Source organism: Flammeovirga sp. SubArs3 (genome assembly GCF_947387565.1).
Lineage (GTDB): Bacteria > Bacteroidota > Bacteroidia > Cytophagales > Flammeovirgaceae > Flammeovirga > Flammeovirga agarivorans.
Genome location: NZ_CANDOA010000001.1, coordinates 277,898 through 296,332 on the forward strand (window position 1 = coordinate 277,898; position 18,435 = coordinate 296,332).

The window sequence follows — 18,435 nt, forward strand, 5'->3', positions numbered from 1 at the left end:
AGAATATTTTATATGTCATGTGTTATAACCCAATGTAAAGGGGGATATACTCAAGCAAATTAATTAGATTGAAAATATTCGTATTCATCAATATATGTACTCTACATATCCTTTCTAAAAGTCATTAAATATTTCATAGAGTAATCTCGATTGTATTGCATGCGTAATATAATAGTAATCAATTATTTTTCCATAAAAATGAGATCATTCTCCTACTTTTTTATAGATGAAAATGCCATTCTCATTCCCTCATTCAGTCTATTATGGCAAAAAGAAAACATACCTAATGAGTCACAATACATCGAATATTTTATTCCATGAGTAAGAAACTTGCCACCTCTAGAAGAATAAATTATATTTAGAATGATATTATTCGTATACTTTTCGACATATACAATACCTAACTTCCACCCGATGATTGTAGTTTTACTATTACATCATATAACATTCTAGAAAATTATAAATCAATGAATAGAATAACTTTCAAAGTTCATTCATCTAGAAGTAAGGAAGATTCAATATTGGATATTACAAACTAGTACACCAAACATGGAACGATAGAGTAAATAATAAACCACTAATAATTAGAACTCATTGACAATAATAACAACTAAATCTAGAGCATAACCTTAACCAATATAACCGTTCCTATACTCTGTTACAGGAACGTTGACAACCATCAAAAAAAAATGAAACACATTGAAATACTATCCAATTCAGAAAAACTATCTGCAACACTTTATGAAGCCGATAAGAATGATACACTTCTCATAATCGCCTCAGCGACGGGAATAAAACAAGAGAATTATCAAAAATTTTCTTCGTTTCTGTCCGAAAAAGGAGTTTCAGTGATCACTTTTGATTACAATGGAATTGGTCGCTCTCTGACTAAACCCATCAAAGAATTAAATAATAATGCTGCTGATTGGGGGCAAAATGACTTAGAGAGTGTTTTGCAATATGCTATAAAAAACTACCCCGACGCTAAAAAAATAATTCTTGGACATAGTATTGGAGGGCAACTGATCGGCTTGGCTAAATCATCCTCTAAATTTGATAAGATAATACTTATTGCTTCACAATCCGGTTACTGGAAATTTTGGCAAGGAATTGATAAAGTAAAGATGTGGTTCAATTGGTATATTCTAATTCCAACCCTTTTACATCTATATGGATATCTCAACTCAAAAAAGCTGAGCGGAATGGAGAACCTACCAAAAAATGTAGCCGCTCAATGGCGAAATTGGTGCAAAAATCCAGATTATATACATAGTGATAAATCAATAGCTATAAAATATTATGATAAAATTGAAGTAGACATTAGTGTATTTAGTATTGAAGATGATTATTTTGCTCCTCAAAAAGCAGTAGAATGGATGGGCAATCAATATCTAAACTCAAAGATTAAATCAACTCATTTAGTACCAGATGATTTCAGAGAGAAGAAAATTGGACATTTTGGTGTATTTAAAGACAAGTTCAAAAATACAATTTGGGAACTACTGCTAAATGAGATAAGATAACTCTTAATGTAAAATTGAAGAATACTATAAAAACATTTAAAGAAATTAATGAGTTTTTTGAAACGACTGGGTTTGAAAAACGAACAGATATTCCTGACTTTTTCATCTTTAAGTTTGATGAACTCCCGAAGGACAAGTCACTCAAAATGTCTCCTTATCAAAAAGATTTCTATCAGATTTCTTTGATACTAGATGCTAAAGATACTAGCGTAAATATCAATGAACAAACTAATGAAACTTTAGAAAACACCCTTTATTTTCTATCTCCTAGCCATATTTTCTCTTGGCAAAGAAGCATAAAAACTACTGGGTTTAATGTTTATTTTAAAGCAGAATTCCTCAATTTTTACAGTGGTGATTTTAAAACAGAATTTTCTCTTTTTGATTTGGCTCACAAGAATTTCCTAAAGCTGAGTAATAATGAAACAAAGGAACTTATCTATGATTTTGAAAAACTCTACAATGAGTTCTACACACCTAATTCCTACAGAATTCAAATTATTCAATCGTTTTTATTATCCATTTTATTTAAATGTAAAAGCATTGAAGAAGCCAACAATAACACATCTAAAAAGCTTTCCAAGAAAGAAGAACTTGTCTTCAAATTTCAAAATTTAGTAGGAAACAGTTATATCAAACATAAAAAAGTAGCTGATTATGCAGATGCATTAAACGTATCTGCAAATAGTTTAAATCAGACTGTTAAATCGATAACAGGGAAAACCGCAAAGGAGATTATTTCTGTCAAAATCATTCAAGAAGCTAAACGACAGCTGAAATATACTACTGACGATATTTCTGAAATTGCCTATTCTATGGGTTTTGATGAACCCACACATTTCGTCCGGTTCTTTAAAAAATCAACTGGTACGACTCCTAACGAATACAGAAAAGCCTAAATGTAATTTTGGTCATTTTCACATTGTTTTTGGTTACCGCTAAGATCCATCGTTGATAGATATTTGTACTATCAAATCGAAAAAATTAAAGACAATGGAAAAAATAATCGTATTAGGAGCTACTGGAAATATTGGAACCGCTGTTCTAAAGAATTTACAAAACAAAAACGTGGAAGTTTTTGCCGGTGTACGTTCAGAAAGAGATTTCAAGAAAGTACAACAATTGAATGCTAAACCAGTTTTGGTCAACTTTACTGATCAAGAAAGTTTAAACCAAGCTTTAAAAGGTAAACAGCGTGTATTTTTGGTAACACCTTTAATGCAAAATCCAGAATTTATTACACAATTGGTAATCAATAGTGCCATAAAGAATAACGTAAAACATTTTGTAAGAAGCACAGCATTAGGAGCAGATGTAGACGGACAAATTCAAATGGCTCGTTGGGCAGGAAAAAGTGAAGAATTAATTAAAGCATCTGGTATAAATTACACCTTTGTTCGCCCCAATAATTTCTTACAAAACTTCATCAACTTTCACAGTCAAACTATAAAAGAGCATAGTGGTTTTTACTTACCTAATGGTGCTGCAAAATTAGGTATGGTTGATATAAACGATATTGCTGAAGTAATAAGCATAGCGTTAACTTCAGAAAGCCATTATAACCAAGCTTACAACTTAAGCGGATTAGCACTTACTAATAACGAATATGCTAACATCATTAGTGAAGTTACAAATAAGAAAGTAAGTTATATCGATGTACCTGAAGATAAAGCAAGGGAAAGTATGTTGAGCAATGGAATGCCTGAATGGATGGTGAATGCAATGATGGAATTAAACTATATCATGAAACAAGGATGGACAGCCGAGTATTCAGAAGACTTCAAAAAAGTAATAGGAAGGGAATATACTTCTGCCAAAACATTTTTTGAGAGTAACAAGAATTACTTTATCTAAGAAATAATACATAATTTATTACTTGATATAAACAATAGCGGTTTGGGTGTAAACTCGAACCGTTTTTGTTGTTATACCATCTAACAGAAAGCCAATTGTAAATACGCTAAATCAATTACTTCCAATTCACTTCAATTTAGTTTGGCAAATTTGTTGTTTAATCATCGTATGCAAATGCTAAAAGATACACTCAAAAATATTGTGTCATTTGACCCTGAAACTCTAGAACTGTTGGTCAATCAGTTTTCGGAAGTTCCATTTAGTAAAGGTTCGTCTTTTGCTAAAAAAGGGGAGTATTCTAGAAAAATCGCATTTGTGAAATCTGGGGTACTAAGAGCCTATTACAGTAATGAACAAGCAGAGGAGTATAACAAAACATTTTTTACTGAAAACCATTTTGTTGGTGCATATTCTTCATTGATTACTCAACAAAAAAACCTTATCGACATCGATTGTCTTACAGACTGTTGCCTATTGGTTGCAAACTATAAAAGAATAACGGATCTGTACGACCAATACCCTCAAGTGGAAAGGCTATCCCGTATACTTGCCGAGCAGTTTTTTGTTAGAAAAGAAAAAAGAGAAATTGAATTGGTTACACTACAAGCCAAGGATCGCTATACTATTTTTCAAAATGAACACCCACAACTAGAACAACTTATTCCACAATATCATATTGCTTCCTATTTAGGCGTAAGCCCCACACAGTTGAGTAGAATCAGAACTCAAAAGTAAATCTCTCCTTTTTCTTTACATATGTAAATGGAACTCTTCCTCAAAGCACTGATTATTGTATCATACACCAATCGATACAGATAATATTATGCGATTAGAAGGAAATAAAATTCTCATTACAGGTGCTACAGCAGGTATTGGCGAAGCTTTGCTTAATAAGTTTTTAAGTCTCGGTAATCAGGTTATTGCATTGGGACGTAATGAACAAAAACTGATGGATTTAGGCCAAAAAGACAAACGGATTATTCCGTTTTCTTGTGACATTTCAAAAGAAGAAGACCTAGAAAAGTTATTCCTCTTTATACAGCAAAAACATCCAGATACCAATATCCTAATCAACAATGCGGGCATTCAGTACAATTATCATTTTACAGAAGAGCCTCTACTATTAGATAAGATAGAACAAGAAATCAACGTCAATTTCTTGGCTCCACTCAAAATTATCGCTCGGATATTACCGATCATTAAGTCTAATGATAATGCTGCCATTGTTAATGTTTCATCGGGTTTAGGTTTAGTACCTAAAAAACAAGCTCCTGTGTATTGTGGCACAAAAGCAGGTATCCATATTTTTTCAAAAGCATTGCGATATCAACTTCAACACACTAAGGTTTTTGAAATTATTCCGGCCCTGGTAGACACCAATATGACTGCGGGAAGAGGAAAAGGGAAAATACCACCTGAGCAATTAGTCGAAGAGTTTATTTACGCTTTCAAGAATGATAAGTATGAAGTAAGTATTGGTAAAGTAAAACTGCTAAAAATAATCCACCGCTTATTCCCTTCTCTTGCGGAAAAGATCATGAAAAATGGAGGGGAAAAAGAATAGTCTATAATCAAGTATAACTTTAAAATTAGTTTAAAATGAAAAACAAAAAAATCATCATCTTATTACTTCACTTATTTATTTCCATCTCCGTTTTTGCTCAAAATGGAAAAGTACTATTTGTCATGAGCGAAGCGGATACACTATTATTGAAACAGGGGAAAAAGAAACGACAAACAGGTGTTTTTCTTAATGAGTACTATCAAGCATACAAAGCCCTTACAGCCAAAGGCTACGTTATTGATTTTGCCACTCCTACGGGCAAAAAGGCAACTATTGATCAAGAAAGTTTAGATGATGACTATTGGAAAGAAACTCCAGAATTGAAACAAGAAGCCATTGATTTTTGTAGTCAAAATAGTAGTTTTTCCAACCCTATAATTTTAGAAAAAGCGATCCAACAGAAAGAGGAATACATTGGTTTGGTAATACCTGGTGGACAAGGCTTAATGGTTGATTTGATTTATAATAAAAACATACCATTACTCTTAAAATCATTTGCTCTCGACAAAAAAGCAATTGGTTTGATTTGTCATGCGCCTGGCTTAATTACCACAATTCCAAAGGAAGAAAACCCATTTGTGGGGTACAAAGTAAATTCAGTGACACCTTTTGAAGAATTTTATATCGAAAGATTTATCATGAAGGGAAAACCTCAAAATAGAAAAATTGCCAAGCAGCTTAAAGAACTAGGTATAAAATATGAAAAAGGAGGCCCCGGTAAAAGTTTTGCAATAAGGGATAGGAATCTAGTTAGCAGTCAAAATCCCTACTCAGGAAACGAGTTCAATAAGTTGTTTCTAGAAGTTCTTGAGGAAATGAAATAGACAAGTTTATTTATTACAGATAAGATTATAATGCTCTAGTCTAATCTTATCTAAAACTAAGCTTTTAGTCTCGTTTTCATTTTGCTTTGTATTGCTGTAATCTATAACTTTAATACATCTTCCAACGATCTAACTGACAACAAACTAGAGGCATCAAAGCAAGCTATTTTGTGATAATAGAAGTGGAAGATTGTTATAAAAAATAACCCTGAGTCACTACTCAACAAGTAAAAATTAAAACTAAATACATCTAAATAATAACCAAAAAATTAATCATGAGAACAAGATTAACAACTATACTTTTAATTCATGCAATAAGTACTATCAGTATATTTTATGCAGAGGCTTGTACCGGTTTACGTTTAATCGCGAAAGATGGAGGTGTAGTTATAGGCAGAACATTAGAGTTTGGCCTTGACCCTAAATCAGAAGTATTGGTTTTTCCAGCGGGTACTAAAATAAAAAGCTCGCTACCAGATCAGTCTAAAGGGATTTCCTACACATCAAAATATGGTATTGTTGGAGCCAATGGTTTTGGATTCGATATACATGCTGATGGAATTAATGAGGCAGGACTGTATGTTGGATTACATTATTTCCCTGGTTATGCTAGCTATAATCAACCCGATGCTTCTAAATACGAAGTTTCCATGGCCGCTGAAGATTATGGAACTTGGTTATTAGCAAATTTTGCTTCTGTAGAAGAAGTTAAAGCTAATTTTGACAAGGTATTTCTTGTTGAGAATCCATTAGAAGTATTAGGTAATAAAAGCCTACCTGCACATTATGTTATTCATGATAAATCAGGTGCTTGTGTTGTTATTGAACCACTAAAAAAGACGTTAGTGATTTATGATAATCCGGTGGGCGTATTTACGAACTCACCTTCTTTTGACTGGCATGTCACTAATCTAAATAATTACATGAACTTATCTGTAATCAATGTGGAGCCATTTGATTTTGGAGGACAGAAATTAAGAGCTCCTGGTGAAGGTAGTGGTTTACGAGGTTTACCTGGAGATGGAACACCTCCATCACGTTTTATTAGAGCGGCAATTTATTCGCAAACTGCTGTAAAGCAGGAAACGGCCAAACTAACCGTACCTCAGGTTTTTCATCTAATGAATAACTTTGATATTCCAGTAGGTTCGGTACGTGATGTGGTTAAAACATCAGATGGCACAAAAGTTTTTAATGAAATAACATCATGGACTACTGTGGTAGACTTGAAAAACCTTAGTTATTCGTTTAAAACCTACCAAGGCCAACAAGTGTGTCAGGTAGATATTCAAGAAACATTAAAAGCGGCCAAAGGGAAAATTCGTCACATCTCGATGGAGACCGAGTTTACAGTTGTAGATGTGAGTGATAAATTCAATTAGTCATTCATTCCTACTCACATTTAGATAAAGTAATTACTATTGTCACAAATAAACTTACAGCTCTTGTATAAGTAATTCCGGAAGAAATATTGATTGCTATTCTTTATACGGTTTTACTTATACAATAGGCTGTTACAACAAAAACTCACCTACTTCATGCAAACTTTACAAACTCACCTCAGTTTCATCTTTATTCTTTTTCTATTTATTAATTTAAATAATAGCTTTTCAAAAAATTCAAAAGAACCAATATCCTCTAAGATTTATGTTAGTGATATACAAAACTTCTACAATGCTTTAGATTTAGCATTGGATGATACATTAAATGCAACTTCTATTTTTAAAGAAAGTTATTTTGATAAAGGGTCAAAAGGTCTAAAAGACTTCTATAAAAGTAAAATTTATAGTGTTGATAAATTTTCTAGGTTTGTCCTACAACATAAGGAGTTTTATTTATCGATAAGAAAAGATATCACTGATGTAGATGACCTTAAGGAAAAGATTCAAACTTACTTCCAAGAGTTTAAAGCTATATATCCTGATGCGACATTTCCAGATATTTATTTTGTCGTTGGTAGATTTAGTTCTAACGGAACGATTTCAAAAAATGGAATAATAATAGGAACTGAAATCCTCTGTCGAACACCTACATCAAAAACTGAAAATTGGAATAAAGATATACTTAGAATAAGTATGTTAAGAGAGCATATTCCAGTAACTGTTTGTCATGAATTGATTCATTTTAACCAAAAGAAAATGAAAAAGGAGAATACAATTCTTGCCAGTAGTTTAAGAGAGGGTTCAGCAGAATTTATCGCAGAACTTATTTGTGGAAATACAGATGGCGACTATACTTCTTTTGCTGGTAAGGAAGAGTACATTTGGAGTGAATTTGATAACTGTAAAGACAATAAAAGTACTTGGAACTCTTGGAGAACATGGGTGAAACAAAGTGAAACAAGACCAAGAAATTCAGGTTATTGGACTGGTTATTTACTTTGTAAGTCATATTTTGAACAGAAAAACTTCGATAAGAAAAAAGTAGTGCATGACATTTTAAATATCAGAAGTTATCATGATTTTTATATCGATTGTAAAATAGACCAATTCATTAAAAATAATTACTCAAAATAAATTATCTTTCACTACTGAACTAAGCTTTTACACTCTAGTTTCCTCACCTATTTTGAAATTAATTATTATTCTACCTTCTCCTAAAATGGACATACAAATTCAACAAGCTAAAATAAATTCAATTCATGAGATCAATGAAATGATTGACATCTCTGTCAATGTATTACAAAAAAAATACTACAAAGAGTCCACAATAATTGTGGGTAAAGAATTGATCCAAGGTATAGAAGATTTAATACTAAATCACTCGTTTTATATCGCCACTTTAGATCACAAAATAATAGGCTGTGGAGGATTTAAAATAGATACAAGTCAATCAGATATCACTGAATTTAAAAGCTTTTTTGTTCATCCTGATTATGCAAAACAAGGCATCGGATCATTATTATTAGAATACTGTATATCATTATGCAAAAAGCTTTCATTAAAGAAAATAGTATTGACCTCAACCCTCTCAGGTGTTCCATTGTATAAAAAGTTTGGATTTGAAAAGATGAAGTCTAATCAAATACTATTGTCGAATAATGATTATTTTGAAGTAATAGAAATGCAACGCTCTCTATAAAAAAGTGAAGAATGAACTATAAGTTTTAGGACTATAATCTCATTACAAACTCAACTTTCATCACTACAAATCATTACTTCCACTTCTTCTTTTTTCATTTGTTCCATCCCCCAATTTCCTAAATATTCAATAAATGGTATAAGTTCTTTTCCTTTATTACTTAAAGTATATTCAACTTTGGGAGGCACTTCCTGATATACTTTTCTAAAGATCAAATCATCATATTCTAATTCACGCAACGTTTGGGTTAACATTTTAGGAGAGATATCAGGTAAAGCCCGACGAAGTTCACCGTAGCGTAAAACCTCCCCACTGTGTAATGCCCATAATATTCTTCCTTTATATTTTCCACCGATGCGTTTAAAGCCATAATCTATCCCACAGACTGCTTTTTTATTATTTTTATCCATTTTTTACCTACTGATTTTCAACATTAATACCCTTTTAGTACCTAGGTTACTAAAAAGTGCATACTTGACCAATATATACTAATATGAACAACTTTGCCTAACAAATCAACAAACAGGATATGAATAATTTAGAAGGAAAAGTTGCAGTAATCACAGGTGCATCGAAAGGTATTGGAAAAGGAATCGCTAAAGCTTTAGCAAGTCAAGGAGTTTATGTTGCTATCAATTACCATAGTGATAAAACAGCAGCTGTTCAACTTGTGGAAGAACTGAAATCGAAAGATTACCAAGCCATGGCTTTTCAGGCAGATGTTTCCAACAAAACAGATGTTACAAACATGTTCAATCAGATAAAGTCAGCAATTGGAAATATCGATATCTTGGTAAACAATGCTGGAGTTTATCATTTTGAACCTATAGAAACAGTTACGGTGGATGAATTTCAACGTCAGATGAATACCAATGTTCTTGGAAGTATGTTGTGTTCACAAGAAGCTTTGTCGCATTTTGGTGACAAAGGAGGAAGTATCGTAAATATTAGTTCTGTAGCTACCACCCGACCTACAGCCTACACATCACTTTATACAGCGACAAAATCTGCAATTGATGGGTTTACGCAAAGTTTAGCTAAAGAACTCGGACCTCGAAATATTCGAGTAAATGCGATATTACCAGGTCTAGTAGAAACCGAAGGAACTCACACGATTGGTACTATCGGAAGTGAAAGTGAAGCCAATTTTGTTGCCATGACTCCTATGGGAAGAGTGGGTCAACCCAACGACATTGCACAAGTGGTCTCTTTCCTAGCTACAAGTGATGCTCAATGGATTACAGGGCAAAAAATAGAAGTGACTGGAGGCTTCTAGCCAAAGTACAGAAAAAATCGCAATAAATTACCACCTCAAAAATTAACTTTAGCATGCGAAAATCAACTGTAAAGGAAATACAAATACGTTTTGACAATGATGTTGAGCGATTTTCAAATCTTGACACAGGTCAGGTAACTACAATAGATGCTACAATCTCTTTAGAAGTATTGACCGAAGCAGCAAAACGTATTGTTCCCAATCCACAACGATTGTTAGATATCGGGTGCGGAGCAGGAAACTATACCATAAAAATGCTTTCAAAAACTCCAAACCTTAACTGTACCTTAGTCGATTTAAGTCAACCTATGTTAGATAAAGCATTTGAACGTGTTTCACTATCTACGACTAAAAAAGTAGAAACAATACAAGGAGATATTAGAGAGGTTGATCTAGAAGAGGAAAGTTATGATATAATTTTGGCCGGAGCTGTTTTACATCACCTTAGGGATGATAAAGATTGGGAAACAACGTTCGAAAAATTATTCAACTTACTTAAACCTGGTGGGTGTTTAATGATATCCGATCTTATAACACAAGAAACTGCACCTCTAATAGAATATACATGGGATAGATACGGAGAATATCTAGAGGGTATTAATGGAGAAAAATACAGAAAACAAGTGATGGATTATATTCAACTAGAAGACTCTCCTAGATCTATGACTTATCAATTAGATTTAATGAAAAAAGTAGGCTTTAGGGTTACCGAAATACTACACAAAAACATGTGTTTTGGAGCTTTTGGGGGGATAAAATAATTTCCCCTGTTAAACATTTGACACCTAAATTTATCCATCAAAAAATTGCGAGTATGTTTCTGCATCATTGTAAAAATTTATGTAGAAATTGCTCGCGATTCTCCTTTCTTAGACCTCAAATATTATCTTTACCTCAAAGCAACTCGAATATATAGACTTTGCGAACTATTGAAATTTGATGACTCTTCAAATGATACCCTTTCTACAGTTTAAATACTAAATAATTAGAAAGGATAAAGTTGAATTGAATCACTACCTAAACTCCCTTGGAAACTCTAATTTTCAATAAATGACCAAAGCCTACCTAAAAGAGTTTAAAGTGCTTTATATAAAATAGATCGTGAATCTATTTATAGACAATTACAATTAAGAAAACTATATGAAATTTTACTTAGTAGACATAAATTCTAAATTAACTGAAGCATGGAGTAAAGTATTTGAAGGGGTTGAGAATGTGGAAGTAAAAAATGAATCTATATTTGACCTATCTTGTGATGTTATAATAAGTCCTGCGAATAGCTTTGGCTATATGAACGGAGGAATTGATTTTGCCATCTCAAAACATCTAGGGTGGCACATTGAAAAGACACTTCAAAAAAAATTGAGAGAGGAATATTTTGGTGAATTACTTGTTGGACAAGCTACTATTGTTGAAACTAATAATGATCAATTCCCATATTTAATTTCAGCTCCAACAATGAGAACACCAATGACAATCTTACGTTCTCCAAATGTATATTTGGCCACCAAAGCGATATTGACTTTACTACTTTATGGAAAGTTGGAAGATGGCACACCGATAAAAGAAAAAATTAAAACGATCGCTATTCCAGGCTTAGGTACTGGTGTTGGCCAAGTTCCTCCGATATTATGTGCCAGACAAATGAGAATAGCTTGGGAAGATGTGTTCAATCAAAAGTATAAGACTGAAGAAGGTTGGGAAGAATTGAGATCAAACTATGCTTATTTCTTTACACATGATGAAAATGATTTGAAATATGACATTCCTTAAAATAATCATGTCTACTTTCATTACTTAAAAATTTTGCAATACTAATTAAACTAACGGAAATGTTTACAGATATATTAATTGAAACTGTATTTATACCTATTGCAGTTCAACTGATCATTTCAATATTCTATTACTTTATAGTCATAAGAAAGGACAGAGATGTATATCAAAAAACATACTCCCTTACTTTAGCTCAAAAAGAAGAAAAAGAACAGAAAGTTAGAAGATGGATGATTTTTTATTTTTTGAGTTTCGCTATAGGAATTGGTGTATTTAGCTGTTCAGCATCACTATTAAGAAGTTTATATTATCAAACTCAAAATGAATTATTTCAAGTGATTTTAGTCCCAAATATTACAAGTTACTCTATAATATTTGGGTTCATGATAGCAGTTCCAATTTCGATATTTATAAATAATTTTCGCAAAAGATGGATAGGTGATTATTATAAAAAACCTTCCTTCTCAATAAGTAAAATATTTGCTTATTTATTCTTGATACTATCTATAAGTTTTACATTTCAGATAATTCGGAAAGGAGTCTATTTTGAGAAGGATTATGTCATAGTAAAAGATTTATTTAGTGATGACATATCAATTCCTTTAAACCAAGTTAGTTCTATCAATCAGGAAAATTCTATTGTCACTTTGTTGTTAAAAAATGGTTTAGATATCTCAATCAATGATATTGAGGTCGATTATAAGAAGCTTTTGAAGTCAGAAGAAATGATAGGTTTAAATAATAAATAAATATTGAATTATAACTATCACTTTTTTTACAGCTTTACTAATCACCTAATTAGTTTTTAATTAATAAATCATTTGTGACCAAAATTAAATTATCACTTTTTAAGTATAAGACTATTTAATACATCACTTTTACTAAAATGATTTTACGACTAAAAAAGCTTATCCTATTAATAACACTATCTACATTAACTTTTTCTTGTGGAAAAAAAGTAGAACAAGCTTTCTCTTTTGTACAGTTATGTGATCCACAATTAGGAATGGGAGGCTATGAACATGATAAAGAAACTTTTGCACAAGCAGTTAAACAAATTAATGAACTAAATCCCGACTTTGTCGTCATTTGCGGTGACTTAGTACATAGTCCCAATGATAGTTCTTATAACGATTTTCAAGAAATTATGAGTGGTTTTACAGTTCCTTGTCATCTTGCGCCAGGAAACCATGATATTAGAAAAGTACCTACAGCACAAACTATTGCTTATTACCGAAATAAAATTGGTAAAGATTACTACCATTTTAAAAATAAGGATCACTTATTTATAATAACGAATACTCAGTATTGGAAGTGTGATGTAGAAAATGAGTCTAACCCACATAATGAATGGTTTGAAAAGACTATCAAAAAAAAGAAAAGTAAACGACACTCTACTTTTGTAATAGGACATTATCCATTGTATACAGAATCTCCTGATGAAAAAGAGCATAACTTTAATTTACCAGAACCTCATAGAAAACAAATCTTACAGTTATTGAAAGACAATAATGCAGTTGCATACCTATCTGGGCATACGCATAAATTAACTATCAATAACTATGAGGATATTGAGTTAGTCAGTGGAGAGACAACAAGTAAAAACTTTGATAAAAGACCTTTCGGTTATCGCGTTTGGACGGTTGATCAAAATGCTGTGGAGCATCATTTCGTTCCTTTAAAAGAAATAAGAGAGATTCAATAAATTGGAAGTTTTATTATTATTTCAACTTATAACATTCACTACATAAAAATCAACTACTGAAATTCATACCTTCATATTTTTTATATAGCTTAGTAATTAGGTTAATGAAAAACGTATCAAATAGTAATTTTTTAGATGAATAAAATAATTTACACTGGGCTTCTCCTATTTGTTTTAAGTTTAATATCATGTGTTGATGGCGATGGAGAAACAAAATATTATGATCCGGACTATAAAGTTTCAGCAAATATTCCTGGAACTATCAAGATGAAAGAAAGTTATGATACCCTTAAACAAGGGTGGCCTATGAAAAGTGTAAATTATAGAAATAATTTAACGGATTGTTCCTATGGAATTGTTGGTAATAAATTCCCTCAAGAAATTTCTAAGGAAGGTTTGATAAAATATGCCGACGTTATGGTAACATGGGCAGAGTGTGATCAAAAAACACGAACAGAAACAAGCCTAGATGGGAATTTTGCATTAAAATTCGAGTTTGAAGGATGCCCGCCTTTTGGACAAAAAGGGATTACCTACTTTACTGCTGTCAACAATGTAATTTTCACTTTTACAGTTGATTACAATGAGTACAAAGAGGATATTAATAATTTTATTTCATCTATAGCATTTGATCAATTACAAGATTCTCAAAACACAAAATAAATACATTTATTTCGCTCTTAATTACTCCCAATAATTTATTATTTTAGAAGAATAGAGAACGCTATTACCTCTAATACAACTTAAAAACAATATCTCTCAGAACTATCATTGAAACCAATAAATGAAGAGTTACTTATACCTAATACTTCTTATTTTGTGCTTACCTCAGGTCAATGCTCAAGATTGGGAGAAGCGACATTCTTTTGCAAAAACTTACTTTGGTATCGATAATTATATTGCTACAAATTTAGCCAATGGATCTTTTCTGAATGCTAACAATGAAGTGGTGTCATTTCAGAAGCATGGTTTTATTACCCCTTCCATAAATATAGGAGCCACTCATTTTTGGGGACATTCCGACTTCTTTATTTCCATTAATACTACCGATATAAAATTTGGTGAAGATAAAATCGAAAATAGCTATCGTTTAGGAACATTTACGGGATTAAGAGTTTACCCCATAGCCTCAAAAGAGCAATCAATAAGACCGTATATCGGTTATAAGTTTTCACCATTTAGATACACTCAAAAAGATTTAAATAACGATCAATTTAAGTTTACACAAGTAAAGTCGATCGTTGATATCGGACTGGGTATACAGCTAAGTAAATTCTATTTCACTCTAGAATATGGTAGAGTTATCAATCCAGATTTTGATATCTATCTATCCAGAGAAGTGATCAGTCAAGATCAATTCCCAGAACATCTATTTCAGATTGGTGTCAACTATATGATGGAAACTACCAAAGGGGCCAATAACCAACTGAGTAAACAAGCCAATGATCAATTTTCAGCTTCCAATAAATGGGGCTTATTCTTTGGTATTGGGCCATCAGCTTCTTTTCCTATAAAATCATCAAACTATGTCACAGATAAATACCCTTTCTTGGATGATAAAACCTTCCCTGTTATATATCCAGATATTGCCGTAGGATACCATTTTACAAAATTAGACTTCATTAGTGCATTATCTTTTAGACCTATTTCTCAAACAAGAAGTGCTTATGGAATAGAACAAAAGATTAAGCGACATAGTATCAATATGGAGACTTATAAATTTATTGCGGATTATCATGGATTTGTGCCTTATATAGGTTTGGGGTTGAGCTATGAAAAGCTAAGTTTTTCTGAAAAAGATAACGGCCATGAAACCTCTTCATTTAACACCAATGAATTTTCTCCAAACCTTGTCTTTGGTTGGGATATTAGGCCAAGTGTAAAAGGTGATGGATGGGTATTAAGAACTAACTTAAGATATTACCCCTTTTTAGAACTGGAACACCAAGGTAAAAAGTTAAGCTTACAGCATCTTGAGTTTAATTTTATTCAGTTTGTGATATATCCTCAGAGATTAAAACAAATAAAGAAAATAGCATCGACCTACTGATAATCAACCTACTATATTTCTATTTAAATTTATTGATTGAAAAACTACATCATTCATTTGTATGTACAACTAATATTAATACCTTTGGTGTATCAAAATTTAAAAATATGAGCAATTCAGGAAAGTCATATCAGGAATGTTGTTTATACTTTACAGCTAATTCCTTATCGAGATTTATTAATTCGATGGCAGAAGATGCATTCCGTATTACAGGGTTATCGCCTTCTCATGCCTATCTTATGCTTATTTTATTTGAAGAACCCGGCCTTAGTCAAGGAGAATTAAGTGATAAAATCAACGTAAAAGCTTCTACCATGACTCGATTTATTGATAAATTAATTACCAATAAATATGTTGAGCGTATTCAAGAAGGTAGAGTGACTTATATTCACCCGACTGAAGAGGGTAGAAAATTACAGCCAATGATCAATGAGGCTTTAAACAATCTCTATCAAAAATATTGTGAGGTTTTAGGGGAAGAGTTTGCTGTGAAATTGACTGCAGATATCCACAAAGCCAATGAAATTATAAAAAAGAAAGATTAGAATACCTCCTATCTAGGTATTCTTTTTTTGAAATCCAATACTTGTATGTACAACTAATTAAATAAATATGAAAACATTAATGATTTTAGCACACCCTCGTCTTGAAAAATCTGTCGCCAATAAGCGAATTGCAGATGAAATAAAGAATAAAATAGATGATGTGGAAGTGAGAGATATTTTTTCGCTATATCCAGATTATAAAATCGATGTGGAGGCAGAACAACAAGCATTAATAAATGCAGATACTATCATTTTTCAATATCCTTTCTGGTGGTATAATATGCCTGCCATTCTAAAAGCCTGGTTTGATGAAGTCTTTGATTTCAATTTTGCCTATGGCCCAGAAGGGAATAAACTAAAAGGGAAAAACTTCCAATTAAGTTTTACAGTGGGTGGACCTACAGAGGCTTATACTCCAACTGGCTATAACCATTTTAGGATTGAGGAATTAACTAAACCAATGGAACAAACAGCCTATATGGCTCAGATGAACTTTTTAAAGCCTATCTATGAACATGGTATGGTATACGTTCCTAATGTTTATAATACGCAAGAGGCTGTAGAAGCTAGAGCTGATCAACAATTAGAGCGTATTATTTCAGTAATTGATGGATTTAAAAATGAAACACCAGAGGTAAAAATAACCGCTTTTGTAAAAAATTGGTTTGCTCATTTTGATCAGTTAGCAGAAGATGGATATTTCACTCATTCATTGGAAAAAGATGCTCAATTAGTTTTCCCAGAAGGAGAATTTATTGGTCATCAAGGGTTTTCGGAATGGTATTCTGCCATCAAAAAAGAAATCAAACCAGACAATCAACATATTATTGAATCCATCAGTATTACTCCTAATAATGAGTATTTTAATGTAGATTTAGCCGTAAAACTTAAAGCTGAAAAATATTCAGGAGAAGCATTACAATTAAATGTCAAAGAAAAATGGAAAGTGGAAATCACAAAAGAGGGGAATGTGAAAATTCATACCTATAAAGTGAAAGCAGTCTAGTTCCTAATTTATCTATCAAATAATCGTTACATGATATTTCAATTCCCAATTAAAGTTTTGGATTGTCTTAATATCATTTCATTCATCCATTACTCTCAATTATTAAAAGTTTAAATATGAAAAGTCAACAGATGATCAACTTACTTATTCTACTCGGTTTTATAGTATCCATAAATAATACTTCTGCACAAAATAGACAAGATGAACACCTCACTCCTCTTATGAAAGCGGCAGGAGAAGGAAATGTAGAATTGGTGGAAGAACTCATTAATAATGGGGAAAATATCTTTGTCATTGATCCAATAACAGGTACTAATGTTGTTCATTTTGCTGCACAAGGTGGTCATGTTGAAGTCATGAAAATTTTAGTGGAACATGGCGCTGAAGCCATTATTAATCTTCAAGCAGCTAGTAATACTTTTACACCCCTAATGGTTGCTACTTGGTATCAAAATCCAAAAATGATTCAATATCTATTATCACTAGATCATATTAATGCGAACTTAAAAGATCAATATGGTAGAACGGCTGCACAATTCCCTGTTCCTGATAAAGGTTCAAAAGAACTACATCCAATAGACCAAGAAATTTCAGAAATCTTTGCTAAGTATTATAAAAAATATGATCGATATATGGAGCAACATTTTGAAGATAAAGTAACTCCTAAAAATTTACCAAAAGACGTTAACCTAGTCATTCCAAATAATGAAATGGGCAATGGATATCATACCGCAGCATTGGTGGCTTCGAGAAATAATAATATTGAATTATTTAGGAAGATGATTGAAAATGGTGCCGATTTAACGCTTGAAGGAGAATATATGAAAGCTGTTGTTACACATAAGGCTGCCTATATGGGAAATTCAGAGATCATGCATATGATTGTAAAACATAAGGATTTTGATAAAATTAAAAATGCTCAAGGCCCTACTAACGGATATACTCCATTACATGATGCGATATGGCATGGAAATACTGCCACAGCAAAAATTTTATTAGATGCAGGTGTGGACACTTCTATAGTAGCTTGGGATGGACTTACTCCTCTGGATTTAGCTAAGAAAAAAGGCTATCAAGATATAGTGGATTTGTTCCAATAGGCAATCACAAAAGAGCAGGGTAATTTGAATTAAATATCCTGCTCTTTTTTTATTTCAGTCCTCTTAAAACGAAAGATTCAACTATATTCAAAGATCCTCTCTAACATCAAGTCTTCTCCTATTTGAATTACATA

Annotated in this window: 20 protein-coding genes; 19 read left to right on the plus strand and 1 reads right to left on the minus strand. The window is 32.2% G+C overall.

Going from position 1 to position 18,435, the window contains the following annotated elements:
- The first annotated feature begins 689 nt into the window (after positions 1 to 689).
- From QL232_RS01150 to QL232_RS01190, 9 genes are all read left to right on the plus strand, one after another.
- Positions 690 to 1,523, plus strand: coding sequence for an alpha/beta fold hydrolase (locus tag QL232_RS01150; RefSeq protein WP_281612697.1), 834 nt, complete (start codon positions 690 to 692; stop codon positions 1,521 to 1,523).
- 14 nt (positions 1,524 to 1,537) lie between these two features.
- Positions 1,538 to 2,422, plus strand: coding sequence for a helix-turn-helix domain-containing protein (locus QL232_RS01155; protein WP_281612698.1), 885 nt, complete (start codon positions 1,538 to 1,540; stop codon positions 2,420 to 2,422).
- Between the two features lie 94 nt (positions 2,423 to 2,516).
- Positions 2,517 to 3,377: an SDR family oxidoreductase gene (locus QL232_RS01160; RefSeq protein WP_281612699.1), complete on the plus strand. Its 861-nt coding sequence runs from the start codon at positions 2,517 to 2,519 to the stop codon at positions 3,375 to 3,377.
- 174 nt (positions 3,378 to 3,551) lie between these two features.
- The gene (locus QL232_RS01165; RefSeq protein WP_281612700.1) at positions 3,552 to 4,112 is read left to right on the plus strand and encodes a Crp/Fnr family transcriptional regulator; all 561 of its coding nucleotides are present in this window, start codon (positions 3,552 to 3,554) and stop codon (positions 4,110 to 4,112) included.
- An 88-nt stretch (positions 4,113 to 4,200) separates the two neighbouring features.
- Complete coding sequence (locus QL232_RS01170; RefSeq protein WP_281612701.1) at positions 4,201 to 4,941, plus strand: SDR family NAD(P)-dependent oxidoreductase; 741 nt, start codon at positions 4,201 to 4,203, stop codon at positions 4,939 to 4,941.
- 35 nt (positions 4,942 to 4,976) lie between these two features.
- Entirely contained in the window at positions 4,977 to 5,765 is a 789-nt protein-coding gene (locus QL232_RS01175) for a type 1 glutamine amidotransferase domain-containing protein (protein ID WP_281612702.1), read from the plus strand.
- Between the two features lie 275 nt (positions 5,766 to 6,040).
- Positions 6,041 to 7,147, plus strand: a complete 1,107-nt coding sequence (locus QL232_RS01180) for a choloylglycine hydrolase family protein (protein ID WP_281612703.1) — start codon at positions 6,041 to 6,043, stop codon at positions 7,145 to 7,147.
- A gap of 156 nt (positions 7,148 to 7,303) precedes the next feature.
- Positions 7,304 to 8,281, plus strand: a complete 978-nt coding sequence (locus QL232_RS01185; RefSeq protein WP_281612704.1) for a DUF2268 domain-containing putative Zn-dependent protease — start codon at positions 7,304 to 7,306, stop codon at positions 8,279 to 8,281.
- 85 nt (positions 8,282 to 8,366) lie between these two features.
- Positions 8,367 to 8,846 (plus strand): GNAT family N-acetyltransferase, encoded by a 480-nt coding sequence (locus QL232_RS01190; RefSeq protein ID WP_281612705.1) that lies wholly within the window; start codon positions 8,367 to 8,369, stop codon positions 8,844 to 8,846.
- Between the two features lie 50 nt (positions 8,847 to 8,896).
- Here the strand turns inward: QL232_RS01190 and QL232_RS01195 are convergent, their stop codons facing one another.
- Positions 8,897 to 9,256 carry a helix-turn-helix domain-containing protein gene (locus QL232_RS01195; RefSeq protein WP_281612706.1) on the minus strand — a complete coding sequence of 120 codons (360 nt, stop codon included), beginning with the start codon at positions 9,254 to 9,256 and terminating at the stop codon, positions 8,897 to 8,899.
- Positions 9,257 to 9,375: 119 nt separating this feature from the next.
- On the opposite strand from QL232_RS01195, the gene QL232_RS01200 reads away from it, so the two are divergent.
- The 10 genes from QL232_RS01200 to QL232_RS01245 all read left to right on the plus strand — a co-directional run bounded on the left by QL232_RS01200 (position 9,376) and on the right by QL232_RS01245 (position 18,301).
- Positions 9,376 to 10,122 carry a glucose 1-dehydrogenase gene (locus QL232_RS01200; RefSeq protein ID WP_281612707.1) on the plus strand — a complete coding sequence of 249 codons (747 nt, stop codon included), beginning with the start codon at positions 9,376 to 9,378 and terminating at the stop codon, positions 10,120 to 10,122.
- Between the two features lie 53 nt (positions 10,123 to 10,175).
- Positions 10,176 to 10,883, plus strand: coding sequence for a class I SAM-dependent methyltransferase (locus QL232_RS01205; RefSeq protein WP_281612708.1), 708 nt, complete (start codon positions 10,176 to 10,178; stop codon positions 10,881 to 10,883).
- A gap of 379 nt (positions 10,884 to 11,262) precedes the next feature.
- Positions 11,263 to 11,895 (plus strand): macro domain-containing protein, encoded by a 633-nt coding sequence (locus QL232_RS01210; protein WP_281612709.1) that lies wholly within the window; start codon positions 11,263 to 11,265, stop codon positions 11,893 to 11,895.
- Positions 11,896 to 11,954: 59 nt separating this feature from the next.
- Complete coding sequence (locus QL232_RS01215) at positions 11,955 to 12,644, plus strand: hypothetical protein (protein WP_281612710.1); 690 nt, start codon at positions 11,955 to 11,957, stop codon at positions 12,642 to 12,644.
- A gap of 137 nt (positions 12,645 to 12,781) precedes the next feature.
- Complete coding sequence (locus QL232_RS01220; protein ID WP_281612711.1) at positions 12,782 to 13,600, plus strand: metallophosphoesterase; 819 nt, start codon at positions 12,782 to 12,784, stop codon at positions 13,598 to 13,600.
- Between the two features lie 135 nt (positions 13,601 to 13,735).
- Positions 13,736 to 14,263: a hypothetical protein gene (locus QL232_RS01225; RefSeq protein WP_281612712.1), complete on the plus strand. Its 528-nt coding sequence runs from the start codon at positions 13,736 to 13,738 to the stop codon at positions 14,261 to 14,263.
- A gap of 121 nt (positions 14,264 to 14,384) precedes the next feature.
- Entirely contained in the window at positions 14,385 to 15,650 is a 1,266-nt protein-coding gene (locus tag QL232_RS01230; protein WP_281612713.1) for a hypothetical protein, read from the plus strand.
- A 107-nt stretch (positions 15,651 to 15,757) separates the two neighbouring features.
- Positions 15,758 to 16,195 (plus strand): MarR family transcriptional regulator, encoded by a 438-nt coding sequence (locus QL232_RS01235; protein WP_168882154.1) that lies wholly within the window; start codon positions 15,758 to 15,760, stop codon positions 16,193 to 16,195.
- 67 nt (positions 16,196 to 16,262) lie between these two features.
- Positions 16,263 to 17,201 (plus strand): NAD(P)H-dependent oxidoreductase, encoded by a 939-nt coding sequence (locus tag QL232_RS01240; RefSeq protein ID WP_281612714.1) that lies wholly within the window; start codon positions 16,263 to 16,265, stop codon positions 17,199 to 17,201.
- Positions 17,202 to 17,317: 116 nt separating this feature from the next.
- Positions 17,318 to 18,301, plus strand: a complete 984-nt coding sequence (locus QL232_RS01245; RefSeq protein ID WP_281612715.1) for an ankyrin repeat domain-containing protein — start codon at positions 17,318 to 17,320, stop codon at positions 18,299 to 18,301.
- Positions 18,302 to 18,435: the final 134 nt, after the last annotated feature.

What these genes read in the sequence shown, in the direction of transcription:
- QL232_RS01210 (WP_281612709.1), top strand. Translation starts at nt 11,263, where the DNA reads ATGAAATTTTACTTAGTAGACATAAATTCTAAATTAACTGAAGCATGG.
- QL232_RS01240 (WP_281612714.1), top strand. Translation starts at nt 16,263, where the DNA reads ATGAAAACATTAATGATTTTAGCACACCCTCGTCTTGAAAAATCTGTC.
- QL232_RS01245 (WP_281612715.1), top strand. Translation starts at nt 17,318, where the DNA reads ATGAAAAGTCAACAGATGATCAACTTACTTATTCTACTCGGTTTTATA.
- QL232_RS01170 (WP_281612701.1), top strand. Translation starts at nt 4,201, where the DNA reads ATGCGATTAGAAGGAAATAAAATTCTCATTACAGGTGCTACAGCAGGT.
- QL232_RS01180 (WP_281612703.1), top strand. Translation starts at nt 6,041, where the DNA reads ATGAGAACAAGATTAACAACTATACTTTTAATTCATGCAATAAGTACT.
- QL232_RS01165 (WP_281612700.1), top strand. Translation starts at nt 3,552, where the DNA reads ATGCTAAAAGATACACTCAAAAATATTGTGTCATTTGACCCTGAAACT.
- QL232_RS01220 (WP_281612711.1), top strand. Translation starts at nt 12,782, where the DNA reads ATGATTTTACGACTAAAAAAGCTTATCCTATTAATAACACTATCTACA.
- QL232_RS01205 (WP_281612708.1), top strand. Translation starts at nt 10,176, where the DNA reads ATGCGAAAATCAACTGTAAAGGAAATACAAATACGTTTTGACAATGAT.
- QL232_RS01195 (WP_281612706.1), bottom strand. Translation starts at nt 9,256, where the DNA reads ATGGATAAAAATAATAAAAAAGCAGTCTGTGGGATAGATTATGGCTTT.
- QL232_RS01215 (WP_281612710.1), top strand. Translation starts at nt 11,955, where the DNA reads ATGTTTACAGATATATTAATTGAAACTGTATTTATACCTATTGCAGTT.
- QL232_RS01160 (WP_281612699.1), top strand. Translation starts at nt 2,517, where the DNA reads ATGGAAAAAATAATCGTATTAGGAGCTACTGGAAATATTGGAACCGCT.
- QL232_RS01185 (WP_281612704.1), top strand. Translation starts at nt 7,304, where the DNA reads ATGCAAACTTTACAAACTCACCTCAGTTTCATCTTTATTCTTTTTCTA.
- QL232_RS01230 (WP_281612713.1), top strand. Translation starts at nt 14,385, where the DNA reads ATGAAGAGTTACTTATACCTAATACTTCTTATTTTGTGCTTACCTCAG.
- QL232_RS01190 (WP_281612705.1), top strand. Translation starts at nt 8,367, where the DNA reads ATGGACATACAAATTCAACAAGCTAAAATAAATTCAATTCATGAGATC.
- QL232_RS01175 (WP_281612702.1), top strand. Translation starts at nt 4,977, where the DNA reads ATGAAAAACAAAAAAATCATCATCTTATTACTTCACTTATTTATTTCC.
- QL232_RS01150 (WP_281612697.1), top strand. Translation starts at nt 690, where the DNA reads ATGAAACACATTGAAATACTATCCAATTCAGAAAAACTATCTGCAACA.
- QL232_RS01235 (WP_168882154.1), top strand. Translation starts at nt 15,758, where the DNA reads ATGAGCAATTCAGGAAAGTCATATCAGGAATGTTGTTTATACTTTACA.
- QL232_RS01200 (WP_281612707.1), top strand. Translation starts at nt 9,376, where the DNA reads ATGAATAATTTAGAAGGAAAAGTTGCAGTAATCACAGGTGCATCGAAA.
- QL232_RS01225 (WP_281612712.1), top strand. Translation starts at nt 13,736, where the DNA reads ATGAATAAAATAATTTACACTGGGCTTCTCCTATTTGTTTTAAGTTTA.